The 17,403-nt window shown below is 52.6% G+C and carries 20 protein-coding genes; 6 read left to right on the top strand and 14 right to left on the bottom strand.

What is annotated here, in order from left to right; genetic code table 11:
- Positions 1-118 precede the first annotated feature (118 nt).
- From argS to FCS97_RS06160, 14 genes are all read right to left on the bottom strand, one after another.
- Positions 119-1,858 (bottom strand): arginine--tRNA ligase, encoded by a 1,740-nt coding sequence (gene argS / locus FCS97_RS06220; RefSeq protein ID WP_138517544.1) that lies wholly within the window; start codon positions 1,856-1,858, stop codon positions 119-121.
- Positions 1,859-1,914: 56 nt separating this feature from the next.
- On the bottom strand, positions 1,915-3,162 hold the full coding sequence (locus FCS97_RS06215; protein WP_138517543.1) for a DUF2254 domain-containing protein: 1,248 nt from the start codon (positions 3,160-3,162) through the stop codon (positions 1,915-1,917).
- Between the two features lie 9 nt (positions 3,163-3,171).
- Entirely contained in the window at positions 3,172-3,459 is a 288-nt protein-coding gene (locus FCS97_RS16520; RefSeq protein WP_171035188.1) for a hypothetical protein, read from the bottom strand.
- Positions 3,460-3,477: 18 nt separating this feature from the next.
- Positions 3,478-4,110, bottom strand: a complete 633-nt coding sequence (locus FCS97_RS06210; RefSeq protein WP_138517542.1) for an FMN-binding negative transcriptional regulator — start codon at positions 4,108-4,110, stop codon at positions 3,478-3,480.
- 4 nt (positions 4,111-4,114) lie between these two features.
- Positions 4,115-4,513: a hypothetical protein gene (locus tag FCS97_RS06205; RefSeq protein WP_138517541.1), complete on the bottom strand. Its 399-nt coding sequence runs from the start codon at positions 4,511-4,513 to the stop codon at positions 4,115-4,117.
- A gap of 43 nt (positions 4,514-4,556) precedes the next feature.
- Positions 4,557-5,306 carry a sulfite exporter TauE/SafE family protein gene (locus FCS97_RS06200; RefSeq protein ID WP_138517540.1) on the bottom strand — a complete coding sequence of 250 codons (750 nt, stop codon included), beginning with the start codon at positions 5,304-5,306 and terminating at the stop codon, positions 4,557-4,559.
- 7 nt (positions 5,307-5,313) lie between these two features.
- On the bottom strand, positions 5,314-5,841 hold the full coding sequence (locus FCS97_RS06195; protein WP_138517539.1) for a GNAT family N-acetyltransferase: 528 nt from the start codon (positions 5,839-5,841) through the stop codon (positions 5,314-5,316).
- Between the two features lie 5 nt (positions 5,842-5,846).
- Complete coding sequence (locus FCS97_RS06190) at positions 5,847-6,413, bottom strand: LOG family protein (RefSeq protein ID WP_138517538.1); 567 nt, start codon at positions 6,411-6,413, stop codon at positions 5,847-5,849.
- Positions 6,410-6,721: a quaternary ammonium compound efflux SMR transporter SugE gene (sugE, locus tag FCS97_RS06185; protein WP_138517537.1), complete on the bottom strand. Its 312-nt coding sequence runs from the start codon at positions 6,719-6,721 to the stop codon at positions 6,410-6,412. The genes FCS97_RS06190 and sugE overlap by 4 nt, the downstream gene beginning before the upstream one ends.
- Before the next feature lie 72 nt (positions 6,722-6,793).
- Positions 6,794-7,900, bottom strand: a complete 1,107-nt coding sequence (locus FCS97_RS16775; RefSeq protein ID WP_138517811.1) for a tRNA nucleotidyltransferase/poly(A) polymerase-related protein — start codon at positions 7,898-7,900, stop codon at positions 6,794-6,796.
- Between the two features lie 107 nt (positions 7,901-8,007).
- Positions 8,008-9,003 carry a glutathione S-transferase family protein gene (locus FCS97_RS06175; protein ID WP_138517536.1) on the bottom strand — a complete coding sequence of 332 codons (996 nt, stop codon included), beginning with the start codon at positions 9,001-9,003 and terminating at the stop codon, positions 8,008-8,010.
- Positions 9,004-9,056: 53 nt separating this feature from the next.
- Entirely contained in the window at positions 9,057-10,598 is a 1,542-nt protein-coding gene (locus tag FCS97_RS06170; RefSeq protein ID WP_138517535.1) for a cryptochrome/photolyase family protein, read from the bottom strand.
- Complete coding sequence (locus FCS97_RS06165) at positions 10,588-10,773, bottom strand: DUF2256 domain-containing protein (RefSeq protein WP_138517533.1); 186 nt, start codon at positions 10,771-10,773, stop codon at positions 10,588-10,590. Before FCS97_RS06165 ends, FCS97_RS06170 begins: the two co-directional genes overlap by 11 nt.
- 5 nt (positions 10,774-10,778) lie before the next feature.
- Positions 10,779-11,720 carry a MerR family transcriptional regulator gene (locus tag FCS97_RS06160; RefSeq protein ID WP_138517531.1) on the bottom strand — a complete coding sequence of 314 codons (942 nt, stop codon included), beginning with the start codon at positions 11,718-11,720 and terminating at the stop codon, positions 10,779-10,781.
- A 155-nt stretch (positions 11,721-11,875) separates the two neighbouring features.
- Between FCS97_RS06160 and FCS97_RS06155 the strand changes: the two genes are divergently transcribed.
- From FCS97_RS06155 to FCS97_RS06130, 6 genes are all read left to right on the top strand, one after another.
- The gene (locus FCS97_RS06155; protein WP_425460736.1) at positions 11,876-12,529 is read left to right on the top strand and encodes a glutathione peroxidase; all 654 of its coding nucleotides are present in this window, start codon (positions 11,876-11,878) and stop codon (positions 12,527-12,529) included.
- Between the two features lie 21 nt (positions 12,530-12,550).
- Entirely contained in the window at positions 12,551-13,357 is an 807-nt protein-coding gene (gene folE2 / locus FCS97_RS06150; RefSeq protein ID WP_138517529.1) for a GTP cyclohydrolase FolE2, read from the top strand.
- Positions 13,358-13,466: 109 nt separating this feature from the next.
- Positions 13,467-14,780, top strand: a complete 1,314-nt coding sequence (locus FCS97_RS06145; RefSeq protein ID WP_138517527.1) for an NAD(P)/FAD-dependent oxidoreductase — start codon at positions 13,467-13,469, stop codon at positions 14,778-14,780.
- Complete coding sequence (locus tag FCS97_RS06140) at positions 14,780-15,598, top strand: DUF1365 domain-containing protein (RefSeq protein WP_138517524.1); 819 nt, start codon at positions 14,780-14,782, stop codon at positions 15,596-15,598. Before FCS97_RS06145 ends, FCS97_RS06140 begins: the two co-directional genes overlap by 1 nt.
- Positions 15,595-16,821, top strand: coding sequence for an SAM-dependent methyltransferase (locus FCS97_RS06135; protein WP_138517522.1), 1,227 nt, complete (start codon positions 15,595-15,597; stop codon positions 16,819-16,821). The genes FCS97_RS06140 and FCS97_RS06135 overlap by 4 nt, the downstream gene beginning before the upstream one ends.
- The gene (locus FCS97_RS06130; protein ID WP_138517520.1) at positions 16,818-17,387 is read left to right on the top strand and encodes a chalcone isomerase family protein; all 570 of its coding nucleotides are present in this window, start codon (positions 16,818-16,820) and stop codon (positions 17,385-17,387) included. The genes FCS97_RS06135 and FCS97_RS06130 overlap by 4 nt, the downstream gene beginning before the upstream one ends.
- The last annotated feature ends 16 nt before the right edge of the window (positions 17,388-17,403 follow it).

The following is a 17,403-nucleotide window of genomic DNA, read 5'->3' as shown; positions in this document are numbered from 1 at the left end:
GACTGCTTAGCCATTCATGGTACCAAAAACACGGTACTTGCGCCTAGAGTGGCGCCTCCTCAATTTTCACCCAAAACCCTTACAGCACAAGGGTTTTGGGATGTTCAGCGCGTAACTTTTACATGCGCTTTGGCGCTGATACACCCAACACAGCCAAGCCGTTGGCCAACACCGTGGCCACAGCCACCAGCAAGGCCACACGGGCTGTTTTCAAGGCCACATCGTCGATTCGAACCCGCTCGGCGTTGTAGAAAGTGTGGAAGGCGCCGGCGAGTTCACGCAGGTAAAACGCAATGTGGTGGGGCGCCAACTCGTCGGCCGCCTTGGACAAAATGTCCGGGTAAGAAACCAACGTTCGGAACAAAGCCAGTTCGGAAGGTGCAGACAAAAGAGTCAGATCGGCACTGGAAATGCTCGAAAGGTCCACTTCAGCCTGGTCCAGAATGGAGTGAATGCGTGCATGCGCGTACTGCACGTAATACACCGGGTTTTCATCCGACTGGGCCAAGGCCAAATCCACATCAAACACAAACTCAGTGTCGGCTTTGCGGCTGACCAGGAAAAAACGCACGGCGTCTCGGCCTTTGGTGAGGGCCTCGGGTTGGCTCAGCATGGGCTGGCTTTCATCCACCCCGCCTGACCAACAGATCAGGTCGCGCACAGTCACGTAACTACCGGCACGCTTGGAAATTTTCACTTCCTGCCCACCCTTCATGACCGTGACCATTTTGTGCAGCACATAGTCGGGGTAACCCTGCGGAATGCCCACATTGCAGGCCTGCAAACCAGCCCGGACACGGGCAATGGTACCGTGGTGGTCGGTGCCCTGAATGTTGATGACCTTGCCAAAGCCACGCTTGAATTTCTGGATGTGGTAGGCCACATCGGGCACAAAGTAGGTATAGCCGCCCTCAGACTTGCGCATGACCCGGTCTTTGTCGTCACCGTAATCGGTGGAGCGCAGCCACAAGGCGCCGCCTTCCTCGAAGGTTTTGCCCGAGGCAACCATCAATGCGACTGCGGCTTCCACCTTGCCCTCGGAATACAGAGAACTTTCAAGGTAAAACTGATCGAAGTTGACACCAAAGGCTTTCAGGTCAAGGTCTTGCTCGGCCCGCAGATACGCCACGGCAAATGCGCGAATGGATTCGAAATCGTCTACATTGCCACTGCCCTTGACAGGCTCGCCATCGGCAGCCTTCACTTCTTTGCCCGCCAGAAAGTCGGCGGCAATGTCGGCAATGTAATCGCCGTTGTAGGCACTTTCGGGCCATTCTGCGTCGCCGGGGTTAACGCCTTTGGCGCGAGCCTGAACCGAGGTGGCCAAGGTTTGAATTTGCACACCCGCGTCGTTGTAATAAAACTCTTTGTGAACTTTCCAACCCTGGGTTTGCATGACAGCGGCCATGGCATCGCCCAAGGCAGCCTGTCGGCCGTGGCCCACATGCAGGGGCCCAGTGGGGTTGGCCGATACAAATTCGATGAGTACGGTTTCGTCCGCATGGGCTTGTGACTTGCCAAATTCGGCACCCTGTTTCAGCACCTCGGCCACCACGGCCACGCGGGCCTGTTGGCTTAGCCGAATGTTGATGAAGCCCGGGCCTGCCACCTCAACCGCATCAACCAGCCCTGCACAGGAGGGATTGCCCTTCACATGGTCGGCCAACAATTGTGCAAGTTCACGTGGGTTGCGGCGTGCAGGCTTGGCCAATTGCATGGCCAGGTTGCAGGCAGCATCGCCGTGGCTGGCGTCTTTGGGCTTTTCCAGCGTAACCACGCCCTCAAAGGGCTGATTGAGGGCAGCAGCAGCGGCCGCTTCGAACGCGGCGATCAATGTGTTTCGTTGTTGGGCAAGCATGGGGACAGGTCTGGCAGGTTTGAGCTAAGCCTCTGATTGTACCAAGTATTCCGTGCCTAGAAGCTTGCAGCCCGTCTGACCGCTTCAATGTCTTCCGGCAAGTTCATGGTCAACTCATTTCTGGTCAAGGCCCGTCGCGAATGTTCCAGACAAGCCGCGCGAATACACGGATTGCCGAAACCAGCCATGGCTACAAATGCCTTTTGTAAACGGATAGACACCTCGACAGTGCCGGCTGCATCCCTGGCCAGTCCATTGAAGGCATCATCAAACATGTCAAGCTCTCGCAAAGAGGGAACGCTGATGCGGTCGTACAGCACGGTGTCATCGGGTTTGTCGTCGCCCGTGGCCCATTGGTGAAAAAGTCGTGTGGTGGTGCCGATCACATCAATGGCGGTCCCGGGATCATTGACCGCAGGGGACAAGGCCCGACAGGCAATTTCACACAACACAATCAGGCCGAACCGAGGGTCTTGATCGTAAGTTCGTTGATCGGCCAGGTAAAAGGCAGAAGCCAATTCAGACAAACAATCAATTTGCTGCTGAGGCGAGCCCGCGACATAGGCAACCGGCTTGTCCGGCGTACAAAACTTGCCCGGCAAGGCAATCAATTCAATGTCGACTTCATGTTTTTCAGCACTTGTTTGCAGTGAAGCCATGTCGATGCGCTGCAAATACCCCACATTGGGCATGAACAAGGGAAGGCCTTGCAGATGGGTTGAATTTGAAGCGGGCTTGCCCCCCAGGTAGGGCTGCTTTAATCGACTGACAAATGACTCCGCAACGGCGAATTCAACCTTGTCAATGGTGTTACCCATGCGCCCAAGGCGGGCAATGCTGTCCATCCAGCGAATGAACGTGAGGATCACCAGGGCAAAAACCAGCACACTGACCACAAAAAGCGCGAAACGGCCTGCGTGTTCGTACAAGTCGTTTTCAAGCGCCACCAATGACACAGCCCCGTAAATGAATACACCGATAAAAACTGACAGGGCATTTTGCGAGGTGTCGTCAGCCAGCACCACCGAAAAGGCGCGCGGTGTGGCGGAATTGCTGGCTGAGGCATAGGCAGTGACCATGGCCCCCACTGCAAACATGGCAATGACCAACATGCTGGAGGTGACCAAATTCAGCAAAGCCTCGATGGACTCGGTGCTGACATCGGGTACCCAAACAGATGCATTGGTTTGATCGGCCAGGGTGGCCAGAAACGCAAAGGCAACCGACAACACACTGACCAGCAAGGGTTTCACCCAGAGCTTTTCGCGAATTCGGTTCCAGTGAAACAACAGGTTTTCTCGCATGTACAGTCCTTATTTCTTTTTGGCGACCCAGGCGAAATGCCTTTGCAAGGCTTCATCGGCCAACAGTGTTTCGGCGCTTGAAAATTGCTTGGCCAACTGCATTTCATCGTACAAATCATGAATGCCATCGTGACAAAGCCTGCACACGTTCACACCTTGGTTCAAGGTTTCTTTGTCAAAGTTTTTTCGGTAAAAGGCACGTCGATGCAATTTTTTGGGGATTAGATGGTGAAAGGTTAACGCGGTAATCCGCTTGCAGCACAAACACTGACCGCTTTTCAACCGGGACGAAGGCATTGCGCACACCTGCCAAGTTCAAAGTTTTTTCTTCACCAAATCACGCATTTCTAGCGCTTTTTCGGTGCCCTCGCCTTCCAGGCCCTCTACCACGGTGGCCCTGTTTTTCGATGGTTGGTTCTGGCTCACTTTCCATTTGCCCACCATGCTTTCAATTTGAACTTCGAAGCCCACAATGGCCTGTTTGATTTGATCCAGAAATTCAGCAGGCGCATCATTCACCGACCAAGGCATGGCTCGGGTGCTCTCCTGCTGCACCGTTAAATCTTCCAGCTGCTGGTGCAGCCAAGTGGCATCATCCACCACCCGCATCTGCCCCTTCACATGCACCACCGCGTAATTCCAGGTGGGTACAACCTTCTCTGTTTCTTTTTTGGTCGCATACCAAGAGGGCGTAATGTAATGTTCAGCCCCTTGAAAAACCAACAGCGTTTGGGGCGACACTGCCAAATCGGCCAACATTGGATTGGCCCGCGCCACATGGCCTCGCAGTGCCATTTGGCCGCTGGTACTTTCCGCGAGCACCATGGGAATGTGGTTGGCATTCAGCCCTGAGGCCGACATGGTAATCACCGTGGCCAGCGGGTGGGCTTTGATCAAACTCAACAACACCGGAACCGAAGTTTCCTCAAACTGCTTGGGCAAATACATGGGCTTACTTCACGATTTGAATTTGGGCTGGGTCGACGACAAGAATTCGGGTTTGGTCGGTGAACTGTTCGACAACGCCCGATACCACAATGGTTTTACCAAAAAAGAATTTTGGCAAGTCGTGAATACCTTGATAGGAATACCAGGCCGCGACCTGGCCATCAATGGCCACAGTCAGGTTGGCAGGATCGCGAAAGTTGGTGTGTGAATTGAGATCTACTTCGTCGCGATCAGCGCGCAGTTTGCTGGAGCGAACCTTCATTTGAACCTGAACTTCCTGGTTCAATCGGGTAAGCGCTTTCTCTGCAGCAATCGGGGCTGCCTGCGCAAGGCCAATGTCGCTTAAGCCGATTAAGCCGATCAAGCCCGCCGATACGCACAGGGCAAGAAGCATGCGCCGCATGTTTTACTCCAAGGCATTGGTGTGGCTTTCAGTGTATATCAGCCTACAGCCAAACGACACGCACAATCATGTAGCCACCCAAAGCCAGCAAGCCTACAAAAAACACGGTTTTGAATGTTTCGGCACTTAACAGCGAACGGCATTTTTGCCCGGCCAGTACACCTGCCATGGTGGGAATCAGGCACAAGGTGGATTCCCAGGCCGCCGCCAGTTCAAAACGTCCTTTCAAATACAAACCCACCGCCAGGGCAAAAGTACCCACGGTGAATACAAGCCCCAAGGCTTGCAGCAATTCATCTTTGCTCATGCCCAATGAATTCATGTAGGGCGCAGAAGGCACTGACGACACCCCGGTTGCACCCGCCAAAAACCCGGTTAGCCCACCCACCAGCGGCGACGCCCAACGCTCATTGGTCGCATTTACATGCATATTGAACTTGAATAAACCCAGCACGGCATACACAAACAGCACCAAGCCCAAAGCCAGTGTGGCATAAGCTGGAGTACTACCAGTCAATATGCCCACGCCGAAAGCTGCACCAATGCACACCATGATTAGCAAAGCAGCAAACCTGCGCACTGCACTTAAAAAACCTGGACCAACCAGCATTTGCCACACATTGCTGACCATGGAGGGCACCACGATAAGCGCAGCGGCCTGCACGGGTGGCACCACCACTGCCATCAGGCCGATTGCGATGGGCGGTAAGCCCATGCCGGTGACGCCTTTGACGAAACCTGCCACCAAAAATGCCAGCCCAACAATCAGGGAGTAGTCGTTGATTTCCAACATGGGTCCTTTAAATTGGGGTGGGGCTGGAATTGCCGCCATCGCCCAAGGCGCGCTGCATGATGAGTGTGCCCACCCAGCGATTGAATTTGTAGCCCACGTTGGGCATGCGTCCAACTTCCTGAAAGCCCAGCTTTTGATGTAACTCTGCTGAACCTGCGGTACCGCCTTGAGTAATCACGGCCACCATTTGGCGCCAAGGGCCTTGTTCACACCGGCGAATAACTTCGCTTAGCAAAGCCACGCCAATGCCCTTGCCTTTGTGGCTTGGCAACAAATACACCGAGTCTTCCACCGTGTACCGATATGCGGGCCTGGGCCTGTAAGTGGCTGCATAGGCATAGCCCACAATTTCAGCGTCAATTTCAGCAACCAGGTAGGGCAACTGTGTGTCCACTATGGTTTGCCAACGTGCACACATTTCTTCAAGTGTGGGCGGCACCAACTCGAAGGTGGCCAGTTCATGCAATACATAATGCGCGTACAGTGCATGCACGGCGGTCATGTCAGCCAAGGTGGCATCACGAATGGTGAGCATCGCTTTTACACCCACTTCACCACAGCAGGTGCTTCGTATTCCTTGAACGCTGCCAATAGCTTGCCGGCATCGGTGTGTGCCATCAGCATATTTCGATGCTGCGGGCGAATAAAGGACTCGGCATGGGCATGATCAAGAAACGAGAGCAAACCATCGTAATACCCATTCACATTCAGCACACCCACTGGTTTGTGGTGAAAGCTGAGTTGCCCCCAGGTCAGGATTTCAAACAACTCTTCGAAGGTGCCCAAGCCACCCGGCAAGGCGACAAAGCCATCGGACCGCTCGGCCATCATGGCTTTGCGCTCGTGCATATTGCGGGTCACGATCAACTCGGTTAGGGCCGGGTGAGCCAGTTCTTTGGTCACCAGGGATTCGGGAATGATGCCGGTGGCAGTGCCACCCAGGGCCAACACCTCTTCGGCCACCACGCCCATCAAACCCAGATTGGACCCGCCATAAACCAGGCCGAGATTGTTGTCGACCAATGCGCGCGCCAATGCCTTTGCACCTTCAGCGTATTCAGCGCGACTGCCCGCGCTGGAACCACAGTACACACAAATATTTTTCATGACAGCTTTAAACCCAAAACACCCAAAACAATCAGCACCACACTGCCGATACGCAGCGCATTGACAGGCTCGCTAAACAGTAAAACACCCATCAGTACGGTGCCCGCTGCACCAATGCCAACCCACACACTGTAGGCAGTGCCGACTGGCAATGTTTTCATGGCCAAGCCCAGCAATCCGAAGCTGATTGCCGCAGCAATCAAAGTAATAACCGAGGGAACAAAGCGGGTAAAACCGTCGGTGTATTTCAGGCCGATGGCCCAAACGATTTCGAAGAGACCGGCAACAAACAGAATTAACCAGGACATGACAACTCCCATCAAGCAATGGGGCCGTCCCCGATCGAAGGTTGAGCGGTGAGGTCGTCCTCACTTCAAGAATCAAAAGTGTTGGGAATGCAAGGCATTCAACCAGGCTTGGCGTGCATTGGCGACAACTTGCGCCACATGCTCACCTGCCGGTGCGGAAGCAATTTTATCACCAAGAAAAGCTTTGTAGCGACCTTGTTCCAATTCCGCCACAACAGCATCAACAAAAGCACTCATTGGACTGTCACCCAACAAGGTTCGAATCATGCCGTGCACTTGCTGCAAACGGGCTGGCTTGCGGTACACATCCACCTGACCTAAAAACTGTCCGATTGAAACCGCATCGAAGCGCGCCTGCACCAAGAATTCATGAAAGTTTGCGGCAACCACCGCCAGGTCCTCGGTGTCGCGGGGCAAACGCCATGCTTTGGCCAGTGACTTGATCTGAGCAGGATTCAGGAAAAACCCCAATGAATAAACCCACCTGTCCTCGGCATTGAGCAAACCGTTCAAGCGATCGTAGTCGGGTTTGTCAAAGCGGGAAAACGGCACCTCGCATGCCGAAGCCAGTTCGCCCCAGCCATTGAGCTTCCCAATCAACTTCAACATCCGCGAGGGTTTTTCCTCACCCATGCCTTTGTTCAGTTCTGCATACACACGTTCAGGAACCAGATGTTTCAACTCACCGCTGTTGCGCAATTCGCGGCAAAGCTGCATGGTTTCTTCGGCCACAGAAAAATCAAGAAAGCGTGCCAGAAAGCGGGCCAGTCGAAGCACGCGCAGCGGGTCTTCAGTAAAGGCGCTGCTGACATGACGCATCAATTTGTTCTGCAAATCCTGAATACCGTTGAACGGATCAATCAACTCGCCAGCCGCACTCATGGCCATGGCGTTCACTGTGAAATCGCGCCTTGCCAAATCTTCTTCCAGGGTTACAGAAGGGTCTGCGTGAAAGGTGAAACCCTTGTAACCATGACCACTTTTGCGCTCGGTGCGGGCCAAGGCATATTCTTCATGCGTGCGTGGATGCAGAAAAACCGGGAAATCCGCACCAACAGGGGTGAAGTCTGCGGCCAGCATTTGATCGACGGTGGCGCCCACCAATACCCAATCCTTGTCGCTGCTGGTGCGCCCCATCAAGGCATCACGAACGGCACCGCCGACCACGTAAACCTGCACATCGGCTGGCAGTTTTGCAATGATGGGGTCGGTCTGAAAACCTGGCAATTTGGGGTGGCGGGCCATGGGCAACACGGGAATCAATGTTGCCCAAGATTACCACCGAATCAGGCCGAATGGCTGCCGGACAAACGCGTGCGGTTGTGCTCACGCATGTAATCAATGGAAGGGCCGGCAGGTACAACCCGTGTGGGGTTGATCATGTCGTGGCTATAGTAGTAATGCCGTTTGATGTGGAAAAAGTCGACGGTTTCGGCTACGCCGGGCCACTGATACAATTCGCGCACGTAATTGGAAATATTCGGAAAATCCTCAAGCCGTTGGCGATTGCACTTGAAGTGCCCGTGGTACACCGCATCAAAACGGATCAGGGTGGTGAACAAACGCCAGTCGGCTTCCGTAATTTGCGGCCCTACCAGATAGCGGTTGTTATCTAAAATTTTCTCAACAGAATCGAGCGCCATAAACACGCCGTTGTAGGCCTCTTCATACGCGCCCTGCGTGGTCGCGAAACCAGCGCGGTACACACCATTGTTGATGTTGTCATAAACCAGGCCATTGACGCGATCAATCATCGTACGCAATGGCTCGGGATAATAATCATCCTGATTGCCTGTCATGTCATTGAATGCAGAATTGAACATTCGAATGATTTCCGACGATTCATTGCTGACAATTTGATGGGTCTTCTTGCACCACAGCACCGGCACAGTGACGCGCCCTGAATAGTCGCTTTTGTGACGCGTGTAAATTTGATGCATGAATTCACTCTTGAAAAGTGCATCGCCCGTGCTGCCAGCCTCGGTGTTGAAAGTCCAGCCATTGCTCAGCATGTCGGGGCTGACCACCGACACATCAATGTGGCTTTCAAGATTTTTCAGTTTCCGGAAAATCAGTGTGCGGTGCGCCCACGGGCAAGCCAGCGAAACATACAAGTGGTAACGGCCACTTTCCGCCTTGAAACCACCCACGCCAGTGGGGCCGGCGCTGCCATCAACCGTTACCCAATTGCGCAGCTTGGCGCTTTCACGTTGAAATTTGCCACCGCTCGAGTTGGTGTCATACCACTTGTCCTGCCACTGACCATCTACAAGCAAACCCATGTTTGTACTCCTTGAACCTCAACATCAAGGCACCACCTTAACAAAGCAAAGCTTTACAGTTGTTCAATATTCTTGAAGGTGTCGGCCACTTTTTCCCGAAGGGCCTGGCGTTGTGAATCATCAAGTCGAGCAATGTTTTTGGCCATCAGGCCAGTGCGCGGATTGGCGGACAGCATTTTTTCATGCTGGTCCAGAAAGCCCCAATACAGCGTGGTGAAAGGGCAAGCTTTGTCACCTGTTTTCTCGGCTGGGTTGTATTTGCAGCCAGTGCAGTAGTTGCTCATGCGTTTGATGTACGCACCCGATGCAATGTAGGGCTTGCTGGTGAATCGCCCGCCGTTGGCAAACAAGGCCATGCCAGCCACATTGGGTAGTTCAACCCATTCCACGGCGTCCACATACACCGCCAAGAACCAGTCTTCCACCTGCTGCGGCACGAGCCCGGCTAACAAAGCAAAGTTACCAATCACCATCAAGCGTTGAATGTGGTGTGCATAACCGTAATCAAGCGTTTGACCGATTGAATCTTTCAGACAGTTCATTTGGGTTTGCCCGGTCCAGAACCACTTGGGCAAATCGCGTGTTGCCTGCAAAAAGTTATCTTCACGCATCTTGGGCATGTCGAGCCAATACACGCCGCGCATGAACTCGCGCCAGCCCAGAATTTGTCGGATGAATCCTTCAGCACTGGCCACATCCACCTTGCCTGCACGATAAGCCGCCTCTGCTTTTTGAATCACCTCAAGTGGGTGCAGCAAATGCAAATTGATCGAACTCGACACCAGTGAGTGCCAACCAAAAGGCGTGTTGGTCCACATGGCATCTTGATAAGCACCGAAATTGGAGAATCGATGCTCAATAAAGGCATCGAGCGCCTGCAAGGCTTGCGCGCGCGTAACTGGCCAGGCGAAATTTTTCAGTATTCCGGGGTGATCAGGGAAATTCGCTTCGACCTCAGCACACACTGCTTGTGTTATTTCATCGGGCTCGAAAAATGCAGGCGGTGTAATTTTGCCAGGACCAGCTTTGGGAAACGCGCTGCGATTGTCTGCATCGAAATTCCATTTACCTCCGGCAGGTTCAGTGCCTTCCATGAGTACACCCGTGCGCTTGCGCATTTCACGGTAAAAATACTCCATGCGCATTTGCTTGTAGCCGCTGGCCCACTTTGCAAATTCAGCGCGACTGCACAGGTAATGCGTATCCTCAAGCATGCGAAGCTTCAGGTTTTCGGACTTCGCCAGCGTTAAAAATTCCTGCTCCAGTCGCCATTCACCGGGTTCAGCCATGTCCACACTGGAAAAGCCATGTTGTTTGCACAAGGCCGCAATTTCCTGCACCAAATTGTTTTGGCCAGTGTCACCAAGTTTGCGGTAGTGAACGGTGTAACCAGCCTTGCGCAATTCATCGGCAAAGTGGCGCATGGCACTGAGGAACAATGCAATACGCACCTTGTGAACCCAAACCACGGTGGATTCGGTGGAAGACTCCACCATGATGATGTCGGCTGATTCAGGGGGGTTGGCCAAGAGTGCGGGGTTATTCAGGTCGAGTTGATCGCCCAACACCACCACGGCTTTGTTTTTACTGCTCATGATATTTACCGCTCATTCGGGGCGCCGCTTTGCGGCATGCGTCGGAGCAATACTTTACATCACCCCAATTCTTGGCCCAGCTTTTGCGCCACGTCATTTCCTTGGCGCACACCACGCAAGGTTTACTGGGCAAATACGATTTGTTGCCTTTGAACGACTGCTGCTTTCCGGCCACGAGAATTACTGCGGATTGAATTTGTTACGCATGCGCCAATCGGCAATCGACTCGCTGATCGATTCGAGACTGGAAAGCAACACGAAATCTTCAGACGGCTTTTTACGCAATGCTGTGGAAGAACCCCCACACCAGATTTCGACCATCGGAGGCAGTTTCTCGCGCAACTCGGCCACGGCCTCAAGCACCGCGGGCGAGCTTTGAATGACGGAGAATGACAAGGCCACGATATTGATGTTCTGAGCACGGGCTGCCAAAACGATGTCGTAAATCGGCGTTTGAGTACCCAAGGAGACGCACTGTGCACCCTCCATTGAAAAAATGCACTCGGCCATCAGCAAGCCCAAACCATGCAATTCATTGGGCAATGTGGTTAGCAACACACGCGGACCTTTGCGCGTGGAGGGAATGGTATTCAAGGCATTGCGAAGCACAACCTGAATGGTTTCGGTGTAAATGTGCTCTTCAAAAATTTCGAAATAACCCCGCGCCCATGCATCGCCTACCATGGCGTTCATGGGTGCGACAATTTCAACCACAAACCTGCGCAAACCCATGGTGAGGGCCAGGCGCGACATGGCTTGGCGAAACTCTTCCGCATCATGCCGCTTGATCAATTCCATGTAGCCATTCAGCTCGTCGAGGCTGTCTGGCGCCACATTCATTCGCGACCCTGCACTGCTGACTTCGGCAAGCTTCACCAACTCGTCAATGCTCAGTCCAATGATTTTTCCGGGGCGATGACCACCGTCCAGAAGACGCTTGATGACGCGAAGTTTTTCAACCTGATCAATGGAATAAATACGCTCGCCGAAGGAATCGCGGCCTGGTTGCGGAAAGTTGTAGCGTTTTTCCCAGACACGCAGGGTGTCTTTGGGCAAGCCGGTATCCCGCTCGACTGCTGCTATTGAAAATGAGGGTTGGCTTAAATCTGCACGCTCATTCATACCTGAACCTGACCACGGTGAAACTTCAACATCTTTGTTTTGTCCTAGACAAATTGACTTGCCACTCTGAACGAATAATAATGGAACTCAAAGCTTGATTGCTAATCAAATTAGCACATTGGCCGAGATTTAACCACACATATAGAGACATTCAAGTGGATTTTGTGCATTGTAAAGACAAGCGTCTGTCTAGTCCAGTCCGGGTAAACCTGTGGAGAACAGCCGCACTGGGATTTCTGCTGCTTGCCGCCCTGCTGCCCTTGACTTCTGCACACGCAGCCGCTGGCAAAGCCAAGAACATTGCCGAGGACTGTCCTGCGCTTTTGAACCATCAATTTCCTCGCTTGCAAGACGAGAAGCCGATTTCGATGTGCCAATTCAAGGGCCAGGTGTTGTTGGTGGTGAATACAGCGAGTTTCTGCGGCTTCACCGGCCAATACGAGGAACTGGAAAAAGTGCACAGCCAATACAAAGACAAAAGCTTTAGTGTGGTGGGCTTCCCATCCAGCGATTTTGGCAACCAGGAATACAAATCGAACAAAGAAATCGCGGCTTTTTGCAACAACACCTTCGGGGTTAAATTCCCGATGTTTGCAAAAACCGTGGTGAAAGGGGATTCGGCCAACCCTTTTTACAAGCAATTGGCCCAGACCAGCGGAGAACAACCCGGCTGGAATTTCCACAAGTACCTGATTAATCGACAAGGACAAGTTGTAGAAACTTTTAAAAGCAATGTTTCACCAACAAGCCCGGAGGTTACACAGGCAATTCGCCGTGCACTCGATGCACATCCAATCACAAAGCAGTAATTATTATTGGAGCGCTTCATCATGAATGCACCGGACGGACTTTTTTTACCTGATGAACAATCACGCGCGGACAAGCGCAACATTGCCATTCAACGCGTGGGCGTGCGTGCAATCAAGCACCCCATCATCGTTGAAACACTGGAAGGGCCACAACCTTCGGTTGCCACCATTGATATGTCGGTGTTCCTGCCCAGTGATGTCAAGGGCACACACATGTCACGCTTCCTGGAAATTTTGCAATCCCAGGAAAGTGCATTAACACCCGTGGGCCTGAAGCAAATGATGCACGACATGCTTCAACGACTGGATTCCAATGCAGGCACCATCACCATGAGGTTTCCTTACTTCGTGCGCAAGGTTGCGCCAGTGTCGGGCGTAGCCAGCCTGTTGGATTATGAAGTGACGCTGGAGGCTGACAACAACGGTGGTACCACTACCGATGTCTTCATGACAGTGGTCGTACCCGTAACAAGCCTGTGTCCTTGCTCGAAAAAGATTTCCGAATACGGCGCACACAATCAGCGCAGCCACATTACGATTCGAGCCTTGGTGGCCGACGGTATTGCAGTAGAGGAACTGATTCGCATGGCGGAAGAATCGGCCTCGTGCGAATTGTGGGGTTTGCTCAAGCGCCCAGACGAAAAATACGTGACCGAGCGTGCTTACGACAACCCGAAATTTGTAGAGGATTTGGTGCGCGATGTGGCGATCCGCCTGCGAGCCAGCAAGAAGGTGTTGGCTTATAGAATTGAAAGTGAAAACTTTGAATCAATTCACAACCATTCGGCGGTGGCCTGGATTGAAGAGGACAAACGCAAACAAAAGTAGGAAGTAGCTTGGTTCTGGCTTCAAAAGCCAGAGCCACTTTCACTTATTGCAGTAAATAAAAGGTTAGGATGTTAGTGAATACCCTCGCTTTATTTAAACCTGAGCACACATGACCAACAATACAAAAGAGTTGTTACCAAAAGTCGCAATTGTGGGGGGCGGTATTTCCGGCCTCACAGCCGCCTATGCGCTACGAGACCATGCACACACCACGCTGTTTGAAGCCAATGACTACATTGGCGGCCACACCAACACCGTGGACATTGAAGTCGAGGGAAAACTGGTTGCGGTGGACACCGGCTTTCTGGTGTACAACGAACGCACCTACCCGAATTTGATTCGCTTGTTCGACGAACTGGCTGTGGAAACAGTCGAGTCGGACATGTCTTTCTCTGTGTGCTTGCCTGAACTGAATATTGAATGGGCAGGCACAAACCTGAACACCGTATTCGCACAACGCCGCAATTTGTTGCGCCCGCGTTTTATTCGCATGCTGCTGGACATTTTGCGCTTCAACAAAGAAGCCACCGCGATGGTGGCCGATGCGGGGCGAGCCGCACTATTCCAAAGCAAAGCAAAAATGCATTTGGGCGACTATCTGGTCGAGGAAAAGTACAGCGCTGAATTTCGTGACTGGTATCTGATTCCAATGGCCGCGGCCATTTGGTCTTGCCCCAGCGAACAAATGCTGGCGTTTCCCTTGGCCACTTTCATTCAGTTTTGTCACAACCACGGTCTGTTGCAAGTGAATGACAGACCCAAGTGGTTCACTGTGAAAAACGGTGCGCGCAACTACGTGCAAAAAATATTGCCACTGGTAGATGTGGTTCACCCAAGCACCCCGGTGTTGGAAGTTGACACCACAGCTGCAAAACCGATTGTAAAAACGAAACTGGGCGAGCAAGAGTTTGACCATGTGATCATGGCCTGCCACAGCGACGAAGCGCTGGGCATGCTCAACGGAAACGAGGCCCAAAAAGATCAGTTACAGCACATCAAATACCAGCCCAATGTGGCCTACCTACACACCGACGTAAAACTGATGCCCAAAACCCGCAGCACCTGGTCGTCCTGGAATTACCTGAGTGATGTGTTAAACCCCCAGCCCAGCGTGTCGGTCACCTACTGGAGCAACCTGCTGCAACCGCTGCCGGTGAAAAAACCGATCTTTGTGACATTGAACCCGATCATACAACCCGATACGAATCAAGTATTTCGGGAAATCCATTACTCCCACCCCGTGTTTGACGTGCCAGCTGTTCAGGCCCAGCAGGCCTTGGCCGAACTTCAAGGCTTAAACAATGTCTACCTGGCAGGTGCGTGGATGAAATATGGCTTTCACGAAGACGGACACACTTCTGGCTTGAATGCTGCACGCGCAGTAATTGACAACTTGGCGAAAACCAGACAAAAGGCGGCTTGATGGCGCAAGGGCGTTTTCAACTCAACAATGTAAAACTGGCCTGGGGCCTGGTGAAACATCACCGGGCACTCCCAAAGGCCAATGGTTTTGCCACTGGCGCTTGTTTCGTTCGCCTGGAATTTTCGACACAGCCTGAGTCAAAACCTGCGCACAAATACCCGGTGATCGACGGCAAAGGCCTGGTGTCCGTGTCAGCCCGCAATTACGGGTTTGAGCAACACGCGCTAAAGTTTCCAGAATTTGTCACTGCGCTGGTTTGCAAGGTTGAATCAGAAACAGGCATGGCCCTGCAAGGCCCGGTGCATTTGCACACCTTTCCAAAAGTATTCGGTTATGTGTTCAACCCGGTCAGCTTTTGGTATTTCCACAATGAGGCACAACAATGCCGCGCTGTGATGTGTGAAGTGAACAACACATTTGGTGAACGGCACTTTTACTTGTTGACCGCCCCTGAAAGCCAGGCACCGCTTGACAAAGGCATGCTGCTACATGCCCGAAAAGAATTTCATGTGTCACCTTTTTTCCCGGTCTCCGGGCGCTATGAATTCAGGTTTGTCAGCAGCGCAAACCGAACCATGGCACGCATCAACTACTTTGAAGGCTCCCTTCAGCAGCTCAGCACCAGCGTGAGCGGAGAACTGATGCATCCAAGCACCCAGCTTTGGGGTAAAACCTTATTGAAATACGGTTGGTTTACATTGGCCGTAATCGCAAAAATTCATTGGCAAGCGGTGAAACTGCTGTTCAAAGGCGCAAAGTTTCATGGCAAGCCTGCCCCACCCCGTCAAACAATTACGCAGACTGAAATCGAAGCATGACTCAAGCCATTACATTTTCCCAGTTCCAGCTGCCCAGCCACGCACCGTCGTCGGCACAGTGGACCCTGAAATTGCTGACCAAACTGAAAAAGGGACGCCTGGAGATCGTGACTCCCGAAGGTGTGCACCTGTTGTTTGGCGGCGAGGAAGACCAGCCCAGCGCAAAAATCAAATTGAATTCCTGGGCTGTGTGCCAGCGGGCACTGAAAGCAGGTGACATCGGTTTTGCAGAAGCCTACATTGCGGGCGAATGGGAAACGCACGACATTGCCTCGGTACTGGGTGTGTTTCTTGAAAACCGCAAAGCAGTGGAAACCGTGATTTACGGCAGTTTTCTGGGCAGTATCGCTTACAAAATCAAACACCTGTTGAATCGCAATACCAAGGCCCAAGCCAAGAAAAACATTCATGCCCACTACGATTTGGGCAATCCGTTTTACCAGTTGTGGCTGGACCCTACCATGACCTACTCGAGTGCGCTGTTTGATGGCGACACCAGCCTGAGTCTGGAACAGGCCCAGCATGCCAAGTACCAGGCCATGCTGAACTACTTGACTCCCGGGGCGGGTGAACAGGTTCTGGAAATTGGATGTGGCTGGGGTGGCTTTGCTGAAAAGGCCTGTGCGTCGGGTGCTGACTTGGTCGGCTTGACCTTGTCGACGGAACAACTTGCCTTTGCCAAAGCACGCCTGGCAAAACAGGGTTTTGCAGAGAAGGCCGATTTCAGGCTGCAAGATTACCGCGACTGCCGTGGCCAGTTTGACCACATTGCTTCAATTGAAATGTTTGAAGCCGTGGGCGAAGAATACTGGCCAGCCTACTTTCAGTCGGTGAATCGACTGTTGAAAAAAGGCGGCAAGGCAGCCATTCAAACGATTTTGATTCAAGACGAGCTATTCGACCGTTACCGCAAAGGCACCGACTTCATTCAGCAATACATATTCCCGGGTGGCATGTTGCCGTCACCTGCAAAATTCAGAGCCATGGCAGAAAAGCATGGTTTGCGCGTGGTATCGGAAAAAGCCTTTGGAAAAGACTATGCTGAAACATTGCGCCGCTGGCGCTCGCAGTTCATGAAAACGCTGGAGCAGGTGAAAAACCAGGGCTTTGACGACCCGTTCATCCGCACCTGGGAGTTTTACCTGGCCTACTGCGAAGCGGGGTTTGAATACGAAAGTACCGATGTCATCCAGTTTTACCTCGAGAAGGTTGAAAATCAATGAAGTTGTTTCCGGTTCAGTTCATTCAACGTGCTTTGCTGTGCTTTGCCCTGCTGGGCACAGCCCCCTTGGCGCTGGCCAACAGCAACTTGAACGCGCCGCCAAAACAGGTCACGCAAACCATTGAGAACGCCAAGCTGATGGGCTATGGCACGCTGCGCTGGTTTGGTTTGCGCGTGTACGACGGCCAACTTTGGTCCAACGCCGAACCCGAAGGCTTCAATTACAAGCGCGACCCCTCTTGGCTGGAACTGAAATATGCCCGCGATTTTGATGGCAGCGACATTGCCGAACGCAGCATTGATGAAATGGAAGAGATTGGCGCAGGCACTGAAGTGCAACGCCAGGGATGGCTGGTCAAATTGAACGAGATTTTTCCCGACGTAAAAAAAGGCCACACCTTGAGTGCGCTGTTTACGCCAGGCAAGGGGGTTCAGTTTTTCCGAAATGGCTTGCCCCTGGCCAAAGTGGACGACCCAGAACTGGCCGAGGCATTCATGGGCATTTGGTTGGACCCAAAAACTTCTGCACCTGAAATGCGCCGTGAATTGATTGGCTTGAAACGCTGATTAACGGCCGCGCCGA

The organism is Limnobacter alexandrii (genome assembly GCF_005871185.1).
Classification (GTDB): Bacteria; Pseudomonadota; Gammaproteobacteria; order Burkholderiales; family Burkholderiaceae_B; genus Limnobacter; species Limnobacter alexandrii.
Note: the sequence above shows the minus strand (reverse complement) of the source record. Positions and strands in the feature narration are given on the sequence as shown.